This window comes from Paraburkholderia sp. PREW-6R, from assembly GCF_039621805.1.
In the GTDB taxonomy this organism is placed as follows: Bacteria; Pseudomonadota; Gammaproteobacteria; order Burkholderiales; family Burkholderiaceae; genus Paraburkholderia.
Window position 1 is genome coordinate 1,155,895 of sequence record NZ_CP155073.1, and the last position, 16,870, is coordinate 1,172,764.

Below are 16,870 nucleotides of genomic sequence, written 5' to 3' on the forward strand. Positions count from 1 at the left end.
TTTCTCTCCTCCCGCAACGTGGCGACCTCGTGGAAAACTGTATAAATATACAGTATAGTATTCCGTTGCAGCAGGGTTCGGGCGTGTTTTCACCGCCGGCCCAGCTTCACTGAACTTGCGCGGTCGCGAGGCGTCCGTGAGAGGTAGCCCACTCATTCAGACGGTCGAAAAAATTGTCATCTAACGGCATCATCAAGATTCGCGGCGCGCGCCAGCACAACCTGAAAAACGTCGATCTCGACCTGCGAACCGGCGAAATGACGGTCGTGACCGGGCCGTCCGGTTCCGGCAAGTCGAGCCTCGTGTTCGACACGCTGTACGCGGAAGGGCAGCGCCGTTACGTCGAAACGTTCAGCGCCTATGCGCGGCAGTTTCTTGATCGCATGGACCGCCCCCAGGTGGACCGGGTCGACGGCGTGCCGCCGGCCATTGCGATCGACCAGACCAATCCGGTGCGCAGTTCGCGCTCCACGGTCGGCACCATGACGGAGCTGAACGATCATCTGAAGCTGCTCTATGCGCGCGCGGCGGAACTGTTCGACCGCCAGACCGCGCTGCCGGTCCGTCACGACACACCTGAAACGATCTATGCGGAACTGCTCGAGCGCACCGCCGAGCACGATCCGCGGCTCGTGGTCACGTTCCCGGTCGAATTGCCGGAGTCGGCGTCCGAACAGGAAGTGGAGCAGTGGCTGTCGGCGAGCGGCTACACGCGGGTTCAGGCACAACGCGAAGTCGACTCGCCCACTGGCAAGCGCAAGATGCTCGACGTGGTCGCCGACCGCTTCCGTCTCACATCGGTAGAGAAGGCGCGCGTGGTCGAGGCGATCGAGGGGTCGTTGAAACGCGGCGGCGGCCGCGTCAACATTTATGTGTTGCCGGCCGTGCCGGAAGCGCCTGAGGCGCAACAGGCCGAGCCGCAGATCTGGCGTTTTTCCACCGGCCTGCACAGTCCCGAAAGCGATCTGCGCTACGCGGACCCGCAGCCGGCGCTGTTCTCGTTCAATTCGGCCTACGGCGCGTGCGAGGTCTGCCGCGGGTTCGGCCGTGTGATCGGCGTCGATCTCGGCCTCGTCATTCCGGACGCGCGCAAGAGCTTGCGCGAAGGCGCGGTCAAGCCCATGCAAACGCCGGCGTGGAAAGAATGTCAGGACGATCTGATGCGCTACGCGGCAAAGGCGAACATTCGCCGCGACACGCCATGGAGCGAGCTGACTGACGCCGAACGTGAGTGGGTGATCAACGGCTCGCCCGACTGGAACGGGAAATGGCAGAGTCATTGGTATGGCGTCAAGCGCTTCTTCGAGTATCTCGAATCGAAGGCGTACAAGATGCATATTCGCGTGCTGCTGTCGAAATACCGCAGCTATACGCCGTGCGAAACGTGCGGCGGCGCGCGGCTGAAAACAGAGTCGCTGTTGTGGCGTCTCGGCGGTAAAGCGAACGCGGACCATGTACTGTCGCCGGCACAGCGCTTCATGCCGCGCGGCGTCCAGTGGCAGCGCGCGCAACTCGAAGCGTTGCCGGGCCTCACGGTGCATGATCTGATGCTGATGCCGATCGAGCGCATCCGGCACTTCTTCGACGAGATCGCGCTGCCAAGCGCATTGCTCGACGACGCGCTGAAACTGCTGCTGGCCGAGGTTCGCACCCGGCTCAAATATCTGTGCGACGTCGGGCTGGGTTATCTCACGCTGGACCGGCAAAGCCGCACGCTGTCGGGCGGCGAGGTGCAGCGGATCAACCTGACCACGGCGCTCGGCACGTCGCTGACCAAAACCCTGTTCGTGCTCGACGAGCCGAGCATCGGCCTTCACCCGCGTGACCTGAACCGGATCGTCGAGGCCATGCACCGCCTGCGCGACGCGGGCAATACGCTGGTCGTGGTCGAACATGATCCGTCAGTCATGCTCGCCGCGGACCGCCTGATCGACATGGGCCCGGGGCCTGGCGAGCGCGGCGGCGCGATCATTTTCGACGGCGCGCCCGAGGCGATTCGCGCGTCCGGCACATTGACCGGCGAATACCTTGGCGGTCGCCGGCACGTGGCTGACGCAGCGCACTGGTCGCGGCGTCCCGTTGACGCGAGTACGCCACGCGTCGTGCTGGAAGGCGCCACTGAACATAATCTGCGCGACGTCACGGTTGAAATTCCGCTGCAGCGGCTTGTCTGCGTAACCGGTGTGTCGGGTTCCGGCAAGTCTACGTTGCTGCAGGATGTGCTGTATCCGGCCATGGCGCGTCATTTCGGCATCGCCACGGAGTCGCCCGGCGCCCATCGCAGCCTGACTGGCGCGGATCAGGTAACAGACGTGGTCTTTGTCGACCAGTCGCCGATCGGCAAGACGGCGCGCTCGAACCCGGCGAGTTATGTCGGCGCGTTCGACGAAATCCGCAAGCTCTTCGCCAAGGCGCCGCTTGCGCAGCAGCGCGGGTATGGCCCGGGCATGTTCAGCTTCAACTCCGGCGACGGCCGTTGCCCGACGTGCGGCGGTTCAGGCTTCGAGCACATTGAAATGCAGTTCCTGAGCGACGTATACCTGCGTTGTCCGGATTGCGACGGGCGCCGCTATCGTGCGGAACTGCTCGAGGTGAAGATCGAGCGCGGCGAGCCCGCGCGCGCATTGAGCATTGCGGACGTGCTGGAACTGACCGTGAGCGAAGCCGTCGCGTACTTCGCGAAAGACGCCGAAGTGTTGCGCGTGCTGCAGCCTATCGTCGACGTGGGTCTCGAATATGTGAAGCTCGGCCAGCCGGTCCCCACGCTATCCGGCGGCGAGGCGCAGCGGCTCAAGCTGGCCGGATTCCTTGCGGAGTCCGCACAGGCGCGCACCGCGCGCACCGCGAAGCAGGCCGTTCCGAAACGTCTTTTCATGTTCGACGAGCCGACCACCGGCCTGCATTTCGACGACATCGCGAAACTGATGCAGGCGTTCGGCAAACTGCTCGCGAGCGGTCACTCGCTGATCGTGATCGAACATAATCTGGACGTGATCCGCGCGGCCGACTGGCTGATCGACCTTGGCCCCGAAGGCGGCGACGGCGGCGGCCGTGTGTTGTGCTCGGGCACGCCGGAAGACGTGAAGCGTTGCCCGGAATCGCATACTGGTGAAGCGTTGCTGCAATACGACCGCGCGATGGACGCGGCGGCCGAACCCGCGTCGCAGGGCATCCCGTTGCAGAAGGCGCTGACGGCGGCACGCGCGCGTCGCGCAGTCGAAGGCGAAGACGTGGTGCGCATCGTCAACGCGCGCGAGCACAATCTCAAAGCGCTCGACGTGGACATTCCGCACGGCAAGTTCAACGTGATTACCGGTGTGTCCGGTTCAGGCAAATCCACGCTCGCGTTCGACATTCTGTTTCACGAGGGGCAGCGCCGTTACCTCGAGTCGCTCAATGCCTACGCCAGGTCTATCGTGCAGCCGGCCGGGCGCCCCGAGGTGGATGCCGTATACGGCATTCCGCCGACTGTTGCCATCGAGCAGCGGCTTTCGCGCGGCGGCCGCAAGAGTACGGTTGCCACGACGTCGGAAGTCTGGCACTTCCTGCGGCTGCTCTATGTGAAGCTCGGCTTGCAGCACTGCATTCATGACGGCACGCCGGTCACGTCACAAAGCGTCGAATCGATCGCGGCGCAACTGCTGCGCGATCACAAGGGGCAGCACGTCGGCTTTCTTGCACCGCTGGTCGTGAATCGCAAAGGCGTCTATACGGATCTCGCGAAGTGGGCCAAGGCGCGCGGCAATACCCATCTGCGGGTGGACGGCGAATTCGTCCCGGTCGATCCATGGCCGAAGCTCGACCGCTTCCGCGAACACACCATCGAACTGCCGGTCGCCGACCTCGTGGTGTCGGCGGAAGACGAAGCGGCTTTGCGCCACGCGCTCGACCAGACGCTCGATATCGGCAAAGGCGTGATGCACCTGCTCGCGCCTCTCGACGGTCTGCACGACGCGATCAGCAGCGGCGCGCTTACCGCGACACTCGGCGCGGTGAAGGTGCTGTCCACGAGGCGCGCGTGTCCGGTGTGCGGCACGAGCTATCCCGAACTCGACCCGCGCATGTTTTCGTACAACAGCAAGCATGGCTGGTGTACCACGTGTGTCGGAACGGGCCTCGCGCTCACGCGCGAGCAGCGCGCCGCCTACGACGACACGATCGCTGTCGACGACAACCGGGGCCGCGAACAGAGTTTGCCGTCGGAGGAACAGGAGCCGGAAGGTCTGATGGACGAACCGTGTCCGGACTGCGCGGGCACGCGGCTGAATCCGATAGCGCGCGCGGTGACATTCGACGAACAGGCGATCGTCGACGTCGCGCAGTGGACGGTGTCCGACACGCGCGCGTGGATCGACACGCTCGAAATGACCGGACGTGACGCGGAAATCGCGCGTGACGTGGTCAGCGAGATCGGCAGCCGGCTGCAATTTCTGGAGGAGGTCGGGCTCGGCTATCTGAGCCTGGATCGCGCGGCGCCCAGCCTGTCGGGTGGCGAGGCGCAGCGGATCCGCCTCGCCGCGCAGCTTGGCAGCAACCTGCAAGGCGTGTGCTACGTGCTGGACGAACCTACCATCGGTCTGCATCCCCGCGACAACCAGATCCTGTTGAACGCGTTGCGCAAGCTGGGGGAGAAGGGCAACACGCTGGTGGTCGTGGAGCATGACGAGGACACGATCCGGCGCGCGGATCACATCATCGATATCGGGCCGGGCGCGGGCAAGCGTGGCGGCACACTCGTCGCGCAGGGCAGTGTGGCGGACCTGTCGGCGCAGCCCGATTCGCTGACCGGCCAGTTCCTCGCACAGCCGATCGTGCACCCGTTGCAGCCCCGCCGCGAAGTACGCGCAGCGGGTAAGCGCGGGGCGGCGGCCGTGCCGGAAAACTGGCTCACCGTACATGGCGCGAGGCTGCATAACCTGCGCAACGTTACGGTGGGCATTCCGTTGTCGCGCCTCGTCGCAGTAACGGGCGTAAGCGGTTCCGGCAAATCGACACTCGCGCGCGACGTGCTGATGACCAACCTGCTCGATGCGGTCGGTCGCTCGGTGCTGTCCTCGCCTGCTACGCGAAGGGCACGAGCCGTGGCCGCGGAAAAGCCGGCTGCCGATCGCCGCTCGAGCGTGCTGGCACGCACCGCGCCGCGCGCGCCGCTGAACGTCACGCACGCATGGCAGGGCTGCGAGTCGATCACGGGCTGGGAGACCATCGACCGGGTATTGGAAGTCGATCAGACGCCGATCGGCAAGACGCCGCGATCCTGTCCAGCCACTTACATCGGCGTGTGGGACGCGATCCGCAAACTTTTTGCGGGCACGCTCGAAGCACGCGCACGCGGCTACACGGCGTCGCGTTTTTCGTTCAATACCGGTGAAGGCCGCTGTCCGGCCTGCGAAGGGCAAGGCGTGCGCACCATTGGCATGAGCTTCCTGCCCGACGTGAAAGTGCCGTGCGATGTCTGTCATGGTCAACGCTTCAATCCTGAAACGCTTGCAGTCACGTGGCGAGGCAAGAACATTGGTGACGTGCTCACCATGGAGATCGACGAGGCGGTTGAGTTCTTCGCATCGATCACCAACATTGGCCACCCGTTGCAACTGATGAAGGACGTCGGCCTCGGCTATCTGACATTGGGTCAGCCGTCGCCAACGCTATCCGGAGGAGAAGCGCAGCGCATCAAACTGGTCACCGAGTTGAGCAAGGTTCGCGACGACATTACCCGCCGCGGCCAGAAGCCGCCGCATACGCTGTATGTGCTGGACGAGCCTACAGTCGGTCTGCATATGGCCGATGTCGCAAGGCTCATTCGCGTGCTCCACCGGCTTGCAGACGGCGGCCATAGCGTGATCGTGATCGAGCACGATCTCGACGTGATCGCGGAGGCCGACTGGGTTATCGACCTGGGTCCGGAGGGAGGTGTGGGCGGCGGCACGATCGTCGCGGCCACGGACCCTGAAGCGCTCTCCCGCGTGGCGGCGAGTCACACCGGCACAGCGTTGCGGCCGGTATTGGCACGCACTCATCACAGCGAAGTCATGGCAGGCGAGGGCACGAACGGCTAGGCAAATAACAGGAGCGGCGCACCTGTCGCGCCCTCTTGTTAACTCATCATAGCCGGGATGGAAAACCCTGGCCCAGGAAAGCGAATTAATCCCTATTGTGGCGCAGCGCCTTATTCAATTCGGTGCGTTAAATGTTTTGTGGGCGATATGTAATTAAAAATAATGATTTCGTAATTTCATTTACGCGTATTTGAAATGCCTAATTGATGTGGTTTAAATACAGCAAAAAACAGGTTTAAGCGTTGTTTTCCTTCTGCTATGTTTTGCCTCGGCCGCACAGTGTTTTCGTGCGGAGGCGAGCGCCTGACTGACTTAAGCATGAACCCGCCGCCGGCAACGGGTCACTCCCCGCAAACGCCCGCCGGACAAGGTTTTGCGCAACCACGTCCCTGTTGTCCGCAGCATGCCTTCGAGACGTGCTCGAGCGTCACCACGCTACTGTGTCCCAACTATCGATCAGGTCATCGCCTGTTTGCTTCCGCTGGAATTACGGTAGCTCCTCTATAGCAACACATGTAGCGCGCCGTTTAGAGTGTTATCTCTAAACTAAGTATGCTTACATCAAAAAAAGTTTGACCACGGATTTTTTGTCCTGCTATTGTTGCCTCCCATGAAATGCATGGTGACATCCGTATGAAAAGTTCCATTTAGCGTGGCGCGAGTGCATGACGGATGGCCGGCACTCATGTCAGTCCGAGACGACTGAATCGATTTCGCTCTATTAGTAGTTCTACCTAGTTTTAATGTCTCGTTTCGAAGATCCCGTACGGCAGTGATGTGACTGCGGTCGCTCCGGCTTTATCGGAGCGAGGCAAATCGTTCAATTTGGACTACATATCAACGCTGTGCCGATCATATCGATCGGTCGAAGTGAATGCTGTTTGCGGTAGTCAGCGCATTGCAGTGACAGAAATGAATGGTTCACGCCGGAGGAGTAAAGGTGGGTACGAAAGTTGAGGGGCAGTTTCCGGCAACAACAGCCCGGACGGAAAGGCCGGGACGCCCGCGAGAGTTCGGGCGCAAGCAGCAGAATCCAGTGCGCCGCTTTGGCGGCATCGCAGTCGTTCTACTCCTGCACGTCGTGCTGATCTACGCACTGATCAACGGCCTTGCCACCAAGGTCGTGCAGGTCATTCAGCATCCGATCGAAACGAAAATCATCGAGCCGGTGAAGCCGCCGCCACCGCCGCCGCTGCCCACCGTGCAACTGCCGCCGCCTAAGTTCGCCCCTCCGCCGCCGCCGTTCGTGCCGCCGCCGGAAGTGCAGGTGCAAACGCCGCCGCAACCGACCATCACGCACCAGGCTGCGCCCGTGGTGTCGGCGCCGGCTGTCGCGCCGCCCGCACCGCCGGCCCCGCCCGCGCCGACGCCCAAGCCTGTGAGCAGCGAAGTCGGTGTGGCCTGCCCGAACTCGGACCAGATCCGCTCGTCGATCCGCTATCCGAAGGAAGCACAGGAAAACAACGTGACCGGCGACGTCCTGATCGAATTCGTCGTCGACGCGCAAGGCCATATCACGAATGAACGTGTTGCCAAGTCGTCAGAAGATTCCTCACTGGATCGCGCGGCATTCAACGCGGTCAAGCAGTTCACGTGCGTTTCCCAAGGCCAGGCTGTCCGTGTGCAAGTTCCGTTCTCGTTTAACCTGAACTGACGTCACAGGCTGTTCGGTACCGGTAGCGATTTATCAGTCTTAGTTGAGAAGTTGTACTAATGAACTTGGAGCAGGCATGAAGAAGCGTACTCTCGCCGCACTGGCGGCAAGCATGTTGATCGCCGTAACCACGGTGGATACCTTTGTCGCACCGCATATGGCGCAAGCGCAGGCAAGCGACGCCACCGCGTCGGCCGCTGCACCGGCCACCGCCGCACCGCAAACCGCAGGCTCCGCCGCTGACGAAGCGGTGCCGCCGCCCGCACCGGCCACGTCGGAGACCGTCAACAATCCGTACGGACTCGGCGCGCTCTGGAAGAACGGCGACTTCGTTGCCCGTTTCGTGCTGATCCTGCTCGTACTGATGTCCATGGGCAGCTGGTACATCATGATCACCAAGTTCTTCGAGCAGTTCCGTGCGAACCGTCGTGCGAAGAGCGCAGACGAGCAACTGTGGGCAGCGCCGTCGCTTGCCGAGGGCGCAAAGCTGCTCGACGAAGCGTCGCCGTTCCGCTTCATCGCGGAAACCGCGATCGAAGCCGGCGAGCATCACGACGAAGCGCTGCTCGAAGCAGTGGATCGCAACACGTGGATCGATACGTCGGTCGAACGCGCGATCACCAACGTGTCGAACCGCCTGCAGGACGGTCTGGCATTCCTCGGCACGGTCGGCTCGACGGCGCCGTTCGTCGGCCTGTTCGGCACGGTCTGGGGTATCTATCACGCGCTGACGGCAATCGGTATTGCCGGTCAGGCTTCGATCGACAAGGTTGCGGGGCCGGTCGGCGAGGCGCTGATCATGACCGCGATCGGTCTCGCGGTGGCGGTGCCCGCCGTGCTCGGCTACAACTTCCTGGTTCGCCGCAACAAGTCGGTGATGGAGCGTGTCCGTGCGTTCGGCGCGCAGCTGCATACCGTACTGCTGGCCGGCAGCCGCCGCTCGGCGCGTGCAACGGCTCGCGAAACATCGCTGGCTCAATAAGCGGAGTTCGTCATGGCAATGAGCGTTGGGCAGGAAGATAACGACGAGGTCATCTCCAGTATCAACACCACGCCGCTCGTCGATGTGATGCTGGTTCTGCTGATCATCTTTCTGATCACGATTCCGGTGGTCACGCACACGGTGCCGGTGCAGTTGCCGAAGGAAACGATCCAGCCGCTGCAGACCACGCCCAAAAGTATCGTCATCGCGGTGAATCGCGACGGTGATTTCTTCTGGAACGAGAAGCAGGTGGATGCACCCACGTTGCTCGCGCGTCTGAAGACGGTCTCCGTCATGACGCCGCAGCCGGAAGTGCATGTCCGCGGCGATCAGAGTGCGCGCTATGAGTTCATTGGCCGGGTGATTACCGCGTGCGAACGCGCCGGTATTGCCAAGGTTTCGTTTATCACCGAGCCGCCCGCGCGCGGCGGCTAACTTTGCACGAAGTCGGATCGGGTGTCCTGCATGGACCGGAGTGAGCGCCAGTGCGAACTCCGGCCGGCAGAGCAGGCGCACGGTCCGAACGACAGGAGCCGATCATGGGTATGAACGTATCGTCAGGCGGCGGCAGCGAACCGGATGTGATGGTCGACATCAACACCACGCCGCTGATCGACGTGATGCTGGTGTTGCTCATCATGCTGATCATCACCATTCCGATCCAGACGCACGCAATCAAGATGAATCTGCCGGTCGGCAATCCGCCGCCGCCGATCACGCAGCCGGAAGTCGTGCAGATCGATATCGACTTCGACGGCACCACGACGTGGAATGGCCAGCCGGTGCCGGACCGCGCGGCGCTCGAAAGCCGTCTCGCGCAGGTCGCGGCCGAGCCGGTGCAGGCCGAGATTCATCTGCGTCCGAACAAGCTGGTGCCGTACAAGGATGTCGCGGCGGTGATGGCTTCCGCACAACGATTGGGCGCGACGAAGATCGGCCTGATCGGTAACGAGCAATACATGCAATAAGGAAGGGCAATGCGCACGATCCATCGACGTTTCAGACACGCGGTCATCGCGGCCGCGGTGAGCGGGCTGTCCGCGTTTGCCGTGCTGCCGGCGGTATCTCATGCAGCGGACACGTTGCGGCCCGATATCGCGAAGCCGCTGAATGCCGCGCAGGATCTCTATCGCGCGCACAAGTACAAGGACGCGTTGACGAAGATCGACCAGGCCGCGGCCGTACCCGGCAAGACGCCATACGAAAGCTATATGGTCGAGGAAATGCGCGGCGCGGCGGCGGTAGCGGCCGGAGAGAACGGCGTTGCTGCTCAGGCGTACGAAACGTTGCTGGCGTCAGGCAAGCTGACGGGCGCGGACGAGCAGCGCACCAGCGCTGCGCTCGCCGGCATCTACTTTCAGCAAAAGAACTATGCGCAAGCGGCGAAAGTGGCGCAGCGTTATCTGAAATCGGGCGGTACGGATCCCGATATGCGAACTTTGCTCGTGCAGTCGTACTACCTGTCGAACGATTGCGCCGATGTGGTGAGCCTGCTCAAGCCGACCGTCGACGCACAGGCGCGCGCGGGCCACGCGCCGGATGAGTCGCAACTGCAACTGCTCGGCACCTGCGCGCAGCGCGTGAAAGACGACGCAACCTATCGCAGTGCGCTTGAAAAGCTCGTCGCGTATCACCCGAAGCAATCGTACTGGGACGATCTCTTCTCGGCGATTCGCAACAAGCCGGGCTATTCATCGGCGCTCGACATCGACACTTATCGTCTGCGCCGCGCGACGGGCTCGCTGTCCACTGCCGACGACTACATGGAGATGACGCAGCTTGCCATCGTCGCGGGCACGACTGCCGAAGGCAAGCAGGTGATCGACCAGGGCTTCGCATCAGGTGTGCTCGGACACGACGCGCAGGCAGATCGCGAGAAGCGTTTGCAGGCACTTGCCGCAAAGCGCGCGCAGGCTCCGGCCGATCCGGCGAATCCTGTTGCGCCGGTGAACGCAGCCTTCAACCAGGTTTTTGCGGGACAGGCCAAACAGGGCATCGCGGCCATGGACGCGGCGATCGCGAAGGGCGGACTGGACCATCCCGATCAGGCGCAGTTGCATCTTGGCGAAGCCTACTACCTGGCCGGCGACAAGGCTCGTGCAGTGCAGACGTTCCGCGCCGTCAAAGGCAACGATGGTTCGGCCGACCTCGCCCGGCTGTGGGTGCTGGTGGCGTCCAAATAGAACGGTGTAGATCCGGCCGACACGTTTGATCGATTGGCTGCGTTCGGAGCGGCTTCATGCTTCGAACGCGAGCTTCGCTGCACTCGCCGATCGGCAATCCGGCGCAATGGTTTAAAGGAGAGTGTTGTACGCAATAAACATAGTTTGCATATATCAAACTAATTTTGACTACAGGATTCTGTCTTGCTATGGTTTTGCCACTCGATAACAAGGCACATGTAGCGGTCTCAATAGGCAGCAAAATCCGCGCGCTTCGTCATCGGCTCAAGCGCACGCTGGATGAAGTGGCAAAGACTGCGGGCATTTCCAAGCCCTTTCTGTCGCAGGTAGAACGAGGCCATGCAACTCCGTCGATCACGTCGCTGGTGGGCATCGCAAGAGCGCTGGGCGTCACGGTACAGTACTTCGTCGATACACCGACGGAAGACAGATCGGTGCGTCGCGCAAGTGAGTTGAAGTACTTTGGATTCGACGGGAGCGCCAATCTGTTTGCGCGGCTGACCAATCTGTCAGTGGGCAGCAAGCTCGAAGTGATTCTGGTCAGAATGCCGGTGGGGACGAACCCGTCGGAAGTCACGACGCACGCAGGTGAAGAGTTTTTGTATGTCATGAGCGGCCAGATATCGCTCACGTTAGAAGGTACGACATTCGTATTGCACGCAGGTGACACCGCGCACTATGAGTCCACCGTACCCCACGCCTGGTCCAATACTGCCGGCGAAGAAGCCGTGCTGGTCTGGGTGGGTACGCCTCGTTTGTTCTAAGGCCGCATTAAAAGAAGTCCGCGCACAACGCATGTTCGCGTTTGTAAGCATAACTTAAGGTTTGGCGTGGTTGAAGGTATCGGTCCGCATGGGATGGTAAAGAAGGCCCGATACGACATGACAGGTGAAACAGGTTAGCGAGCGCCGCGCGTTTCGTTTTTAACAGATTAGTAGTCCGATATTCATGGATTGAAGTATTCCGCGTGTCTCTTTCGATTGACGACGCTGCTTCGAGGTGGCCGTCGAAAGGCGAAAGAGAGAGCGGGTTGCTTTAACGGAGCGCGGCGCACGATCGCCGTTTATCGAGTGGAGAGATTCAAAAGATCTCTCTTCACATAGAGCTGTGGCCTTATTGACGAGCGGGAAGGGGAAAAATGAAACAAAGGGCATTGGCGCTGGCTATCAGAAGAATAGTCTGGGCTGAACTGGCTTTGTCGGCCGCAATTGCCATTCCGGCGTTTGCGCAAAGCCAGCCGGCCACGACGGGCACCGCGGCGGGTGCAACGACTGCTGAGAGCGCACCCGCGGCGGCGGCTGCCGCGGCATCGGACGCTACTGCGGCGCCCGCTGCGGATAGTACGGGCGCAGCGAACGGGCAAAACAAGGTTCAGCAGATCAAGAAGTTCGAAGTGACGGGTTCGCTGATCCGTAGTTCGGATAAGGTCGGCTTCAACCAGGTTCAAACGATTTCGCAGAAAGACATCGTGAATAGCGGCGCTACGACCGTCTCGGATTATCTGCGCGACGTGGCGGCCAACTCGGCGAATAGCTGGAGCGAAGGGCAGTCGGGCAACTTCGCGGCAGGCGCGGCAGGTATCGCACTGCGCGGCCTGAGCGAAAAATACACGCTGGTGCTGGTGGACGGTCAGCGCGTTGCACCGTTCGCGTTTTTCTCGAACAGCGTGGACTCGTTCTTCGACCTGAATACGCTGCCGCTGAACGATATCGACCGCATTGAAATCGTGAAGACCGGCGCCGTGTCGCAATACGGTTCGGACGCGGTTGCAGGCGTGGTCAACATCATCACCAAGCACGACTTCCAGGGCCTGCAGCTCGACGGCAGCTATGGCAGCGCGATCAACGGCGGCGGCGGCGACGGCACCACCAAGTTCGGCGTGCTCGGCGGCTTCGGCGATCTGAACTCGGACCGCTTCAACGTGACGGCGGCGGCAAGCTATTACAAGTCGAATGGCTTTACGCTCGCAGACCGCGACTCCACACGCAATCAGGATTTCACGAGCCAGGCAGGCGGCCTTTCTTTGCTCGCGCCTTCTTACTGGAATCTGCCGGACGGCAGCGTGCAGGCGTTGAGCGGTTGCCCGTCGAACGGTCAGGTGCGCCCCGCGAACAGCAACTCTCTGACGGCAGGCTTGCCGGGCACGGTGTGCGGATTCAACACGGCCGAAGGCACGTCTATTGCGCCGATGACCGAACGTCTGAACGCCAAGCTGCATGCCGACTTCAAGGTCAATGAAACCACCACGGCTTTCGGCGACTTCCTGATCAGCAGCAACTCCACGACCACCAACGACGGCTTGTGGGGCAACGTGGTCGGCAATCCGCAAAACCCCACGCTGGTGATGGATCCGGCGACCAAACTGCTGACGCCGTTCAACACCACGGTGCCGGCCACCAATCCCTATAACCCGTACGGCGTCGCAACACCGCTCACGTACGCTTTCCCGAACTACGTGTCGGAAAGAACGGATGCCGTCTACTGGCGTGCATCGACAGGGATCAAGGGTTCGTTCAGCATGCTGAACGACGACTGGGATTGGGCGACGTCGATCGGTCATTCGCAAAGCACGGTGTCGAATACCTATTCGAACCAGCTCAACTCGGCCGCTCTGAACAACATCTATCAGAACGGCACGCTGAACTTCGCGAATCCAGCAGCGACGCCCAATGGGTTCAACGGCCTGTACATGGACGCGAACAACCTGGGTATCTCGAAGCTGGATACCGTTGACGCGACGCTGTCCACGCCGCAGCTCTTCCATCTGCCGACTGGCGACGTCGGCCTCGGTTTCGGTGCGCAGTTCACGCACCAGAGCGAAGTGCTCACGCCGGGTGGCCCGTTCGCGGATGGTCTCGTGATCAACCCGAATCTGCAGACGGTGAATGGCCAGCGCAACGTGGCCGCGGTGTACTACCAGATCGACGTTCCAATCATCCGCAACCTGACGTTCAGCCAGTCGGGCCGTTATGACCACTACAGCGATGTGGGCGGTGCGTTCTCGCCGCGCTTCGCGTTGCGTTATCAGCCGGTCCAGGCGTTGACGATGTACACGTCGTACGACCGCGGCTTCCGTGCGCCGACGTTCGTCGAGAACAGCAAGTCGCAAACGCTGGGTATTCAGGTCGATCCGGACACGGGCCTGAACTACACGTCGATTACCGAAGGCAATCCGAACCTGGCGCCGGAGCGTACGCGCAACCTGAACATCGGCTTCCAGCTGTCGCCGACCCGCACGACCGATGTCGGCTTCGACTGGTACAAGATCCGCGTCGATAACGTGATTGGTCAGGGTGCGCCGTCGCAGATCGCGACGGACCCGACGACCGGTGACGTGCTCTACAAGGTCATTCCGTATCAGAACCTGGGCTACCTCGACACGAACGGATTCGAAGGCACGTTCCGCCAGTCGCTGCCGTTGAAGGGTGCAGGCACGTTCACACTCTCGGGTGACTGGGCGTATGTGAACAGCTTCAAGCTCGGCTCGCCGGGTTCGGCGCCGGTGAACGGTGCGGGCAACAACTTCACGCTCACGCAGCCGTTCGGCGGCAGCTTCCCGCGCTGGAAGGGCAACACCACGCTCGACTGGAACTATCGCAAGTTCGACGCGGCGCTCACGTGGCAGTTCACGGGACCGTACGCCCAGAATCTGGCGGCGGAGCCGAACAAGGTGGGCTCGTATAGCCAGTTCAACCTGATGGTGACCTACACCGGCTTCAAGCACTGGACGATCTTCGGCGGCATCGACAACATTTTCAACCGCACGCCGCCGTATGATCCGATCTTTGCAAACGGCACGCTGGACCAGAACGGCTACGACCAGTCGATCTACACGTACATTGGCCGCTTTGCGCAGATTGGCGCCACGTACAAGTTCTGATGCCACAGTAGTGGGCTGACTTGATGGAAGGGTCGCTCCGGCGCGCGTAGTTGGCGCAGGAGCGACCTTGTTTTTGACGGCATACATTGGCGGTGGCGGGACGCATCGCCGTGCCGACCCGATGAACCATCCAATAGGTCGCACGCCGACATCAACCCGCGTGCGTGCCTGCGCAGACTGATGAGAAGACTTGTGAAATTTAGGCCGCTGCGCGTGATTCAAACGTTCTTCTGCGCACAGGCGGCCCCGGGTAGCCGCGCCGTTGTCGCCGCTACCGCGCTGCTGGCCGCGCTGGTGGCCGCGCTGGGTCCGGTCGACGTGCTGGCGAGCCCCGCGATATCGCAATACGATCAGCCGAAATATCCTCCCAATTTCACGCATTTCGACTACGCGGATCCCGACGCGCCTGCCAACGGCACGCTGAGTTTCGAAAACTATAACGAACTGCAAACTTACGATTCGCTGAACCCCTTTCTGGTGCGCGGCGCGCCGGCGCCGGATATCCTGAACCTGATGTTCGACACGCTGATGCAGCGCAGCTGGGACGAACTGGCTTCCGAATATCCGCTGATCGCCGACAACGTGGACGTGGCGCCGGATCTGAGTTCCGCAACATTCCATATCAATCCCGCCGCACGTTTTTCGAACGGCGACCCGATTACCGCGGCCGACGTCAAGTATTCGTTCGACACGCTCACGAGCCCAAAGGCGTCGCCGTTATTCAATGCGCAGTTTGCGGTGATAAAGCGCGCGACTGTGATCGACAGGAGCACGGTGCGTTTCGACTTCAAACACCCGGAGCGCGATGCGCCGCTGATTGCCGGCGACTTGCCGATCTTCTCGCCGAAGTGGGGGATGCAGGCTGACGGTAAGCGTTTGCCGTTCGATCAGATCGCCATTGCACCGCCCGTTAGCAGCGGCGCCTATCTGATCGAAGCGCGCAAGAACGACAAGGAAATCGTTTATCGCCGCAATCCGGACTACTGGGCGGCTAATCTTCCGTCGCGGCGCGGAATGTTCCGCTTCGAACGCATTACTTTCAAACTGTATCGCGATCACTACACGCAACTCGAAGCATTCAAGGCGGGCGACGCCGATGTGGAAGTCGAGTACAGCGCAACGCAATGGGCGCGCAAGTACGTCGGCAAAAACTTCGACAACGGCCTATTGAAAAAAGGCAATTTCCCGGACGGCCCCGCGCAGATGCAAGGGCTCCTGATGAATTTGCGCAAGCCCATGTTCAAGGACCCGCGCGTACGCCACGCGCTGACCATGGCGTTCGATTACGACTGGATGAACCGCATGATGTTCTACGGTCAATACCGGCGCACCAGCAGCTATTTTGAAGCGAGCCCGTTCGGCGCGACCGGTATGCCGACGCCCAAGGAACTGGCTCTGCTCGAACCGCTGAAAGACAGCGTGCCGCCCGAAGTATTCGGCCCCATGCTCAAGCAACCCAACACCATTGCGCCGAATACATTGCGCGGCAATCTGCGCGTTGCGCGTGATCTGCTTGCACAAGCGGGCTGGAAGTATCGCGACGGCGCATTGCGCGACGCCAGCGGTACGCCCATGACGATCGAGATCATGGACGACCAGCCCGGAATGGACCGTCTGATTCTGCCGTACATGCAGGCGCTCGGCATGCTCGGCATCCAGGCGCATATGCGCGAGATCGACAGCGCGTTGTACCAGAAGCGGCTGGACAATTTCGAATACGACATGACGACATTCATCTACCCGCCCGTGACGATTCCCGGCGCGGAACTGACCCGGCGTTTCGGCAGCGCGGCGGCCTCGCAAGTGGGTTCCGAGAACTATCCGGGCATACGCTCGAAGGCGGTCGATTCCTTGATCCAGTCCGCCTTGTCGGCCAATAACCTCGACGATCTCGAAGCGGCGACACGCGCACTGGATCGCGTGCTGATCTATTCGTTCTATCTCGTACCGGAGTACTACGCACCGGGCGCGCGGATCGGCTACAAGTCCACGCTCGGCTTTCCGAAAATCGTGCCGATGTCGTATCAGTACGAAGACTGGATCATCGACTACTGGTACGTCAAGGCGCCGGCTTCGCAGTCCGCGTCTTCCGCCACATCCACGGCCCACTGA

9 protein-coding genes are annotated in these 16,870 nt (G+C 61.4%); all 9 read left to right on the plus strand.

Annotated features, from left to right (window positions below; translation table 11 throughout):
• Window positions 1–173: 173 nt before the first annotated feature.
• The 9 genes from uvrA (at window position 174) to AAGS40_RS05125 (ending at window position 16,870) form a co-directional block, all read left to right on the plus strand.
• Window positions 174–6,059, plus strand: a complete 5,886-nt coding sequence (uvrA, locus tag AAGS40_RS05085) for an excinuclease ABC subunit UvrA (RefSeq protein ID WP_345813620.1) — start codon at window positions 174–176, stop codon at window positions 6,057–6,059.
• Between the two features lie 940 nt (window positions 6,060–6,999).
• Window positions 7,000–7,713 carry an energy transducer TonB gene (locus tag AAGS40_RS05090; protein ID WP_345813621.1) on the plus strand — a complete coding sequence of 238 codons (714 nt, stop codon included), beginning with the start codon at window positions 7,000–7,002 and terminating at the stop codon, window positions 7,711–7,713.
• 76 nt (window positions 7,714–7,789) lie between these two features.
• Window positions 7,790–8,695 carry a MotA/TolQ/ExbB proton channel family protein gene (locus AAGS40_RS05095; RefSeq protein WP_345813622.1) on the plus strand — a complete coding sequence of 302 codons (906 nt, stop codon included), beginning with the start codon at window positions 7,790–7,792 and terminating at the stop codon, window positions 8,693–8,695.
• 12 nt (window positions 8,696–8,707) lie between these two features.
• On the plus strand, window positions 8,708–9,130 hold the full coding sequence (locus tag AAGS40_RS05100) for a biopolymer transporter ExbD (RefSeq protein ID WP_345813624.1): 423 nt from the start codon (window positions 8,708–8,710) through the stop codon (window positions 9,128–9,130).
• A gap of 104 nt (window positions 9,131–9,234) precedes the next feature.
• The gene (locus tag AAGS40_RS05105; protein WP_035551441.1) at window positions 9,235–9,663 is read left to right on the plus strand and encodes a biopolymer transporter ExbD; all 429 of its coding nucleotides are present in this window, start codon (window positions 9,235–9,237) and stop codon (window positions 9,661–9,663) included.
• Between the two features lie 9 nt (window positions 9,664–9,672).
• Window positions 9,673–10,878, plus strand: coding sequence for a tetratricopeptide repeat protein (locus tag AAGS40_RS05110; RefSeq protein WP_345813625.1), 1,206 nt, complete (start codon window positions 9,673–9,675; stop codon window positions 10,876–10,878).
• Between the two features lie 188 nt (window positions 10,879–11,066).
• Window positions 11,067–11,642 carry a cupin domain-containing protein gene (locus AAGS40_RS05115; protein WP_345813626.1) on the plus strand — a complete coding sequence of 192 codons (576 nt, stop codon included), beginning with the start codon at window positions 11,067–11,069 and terminating at the stop codon, window positions 11,640–11,642.
• A 374-nt stretch (window positions 11,643–12,016) separates the two neighbouring features.
• A complete protein-coding gene (locus AAGS40_RS05120; RefSeq protein ID WP_345813628.1) occupies window positions 12,017–14,758 on the plus strand; it encodes a TonB-dependent receptor in 2,742 nt (913 codons plus the stop codon).
• A gap of 180 nt (window positions 14,759–14,938) precedes the next feature.
• Window positions 14,939–16,870 (plus strand): extracellular solute-binding protein, encoded by a 1,932-nt coding sequence (locus AAGS40_RS05125; RefSeq protein ID WP_345813630.1) that lies wholly within the window; start codon window positions 14,939–14,941, stop codon window positions 16,868–16,870.

Excerpts from the sequence above, each read along its gene's own strand:
- AAGS40_RS05095 (WP_345813622.1), top strand. The coding sequence starts at position 7,790 with ATGAAGAAGCGTACTCTCGCCGCACTGGCGGCAAGCATGTTGATCGCC.
- AAGS40_RS05100 (WP_345813624.1), top strand. The coding sequence starts at position 8,708 with ATGGCAATGAGCGTTGGGCAGGAAGATAACGACGAGGTCATCTCCAGT.
- AAGS40_RS05105 (WP_035551441.1), top strand. The coding sequence starts at position 9,235 with ATGGGTATGAACGTATCGTCAGGCGGCGGCAGCGAACCGGATGTGATG.
- AAGS40_RS05110 (WP_345813625.1), top strand. The coding sequence starts at position 9,673 with ATGCGCACGATCCATCGACGTTTCAGACACGCGGTCATCGCGGCCGCG.
- AAGS40_RS05115 (WP_345813626.1), top strand. The coding sequence starts at position 11,067 with ATGGTTTTGCCACTCGATAACAAGGCACATGTAGCGGTCTCAATAGGC.
- AAGS40_RS05120 (WP_345813628.1), top strand. The coding sequence starts at position 12,017 with ATGAAACAAAGGGCATTGGCGCTGGCTATCAGAAGAATAGTCTGGGCT.
- AAGS40_RS05125 (WP_345813630.1), top strand. The coding sequence starts at position 14,939 with ATGAGAAGACTTGTGAAATTTAGGCCGCTGCGCGTGATTCAAACGTTC.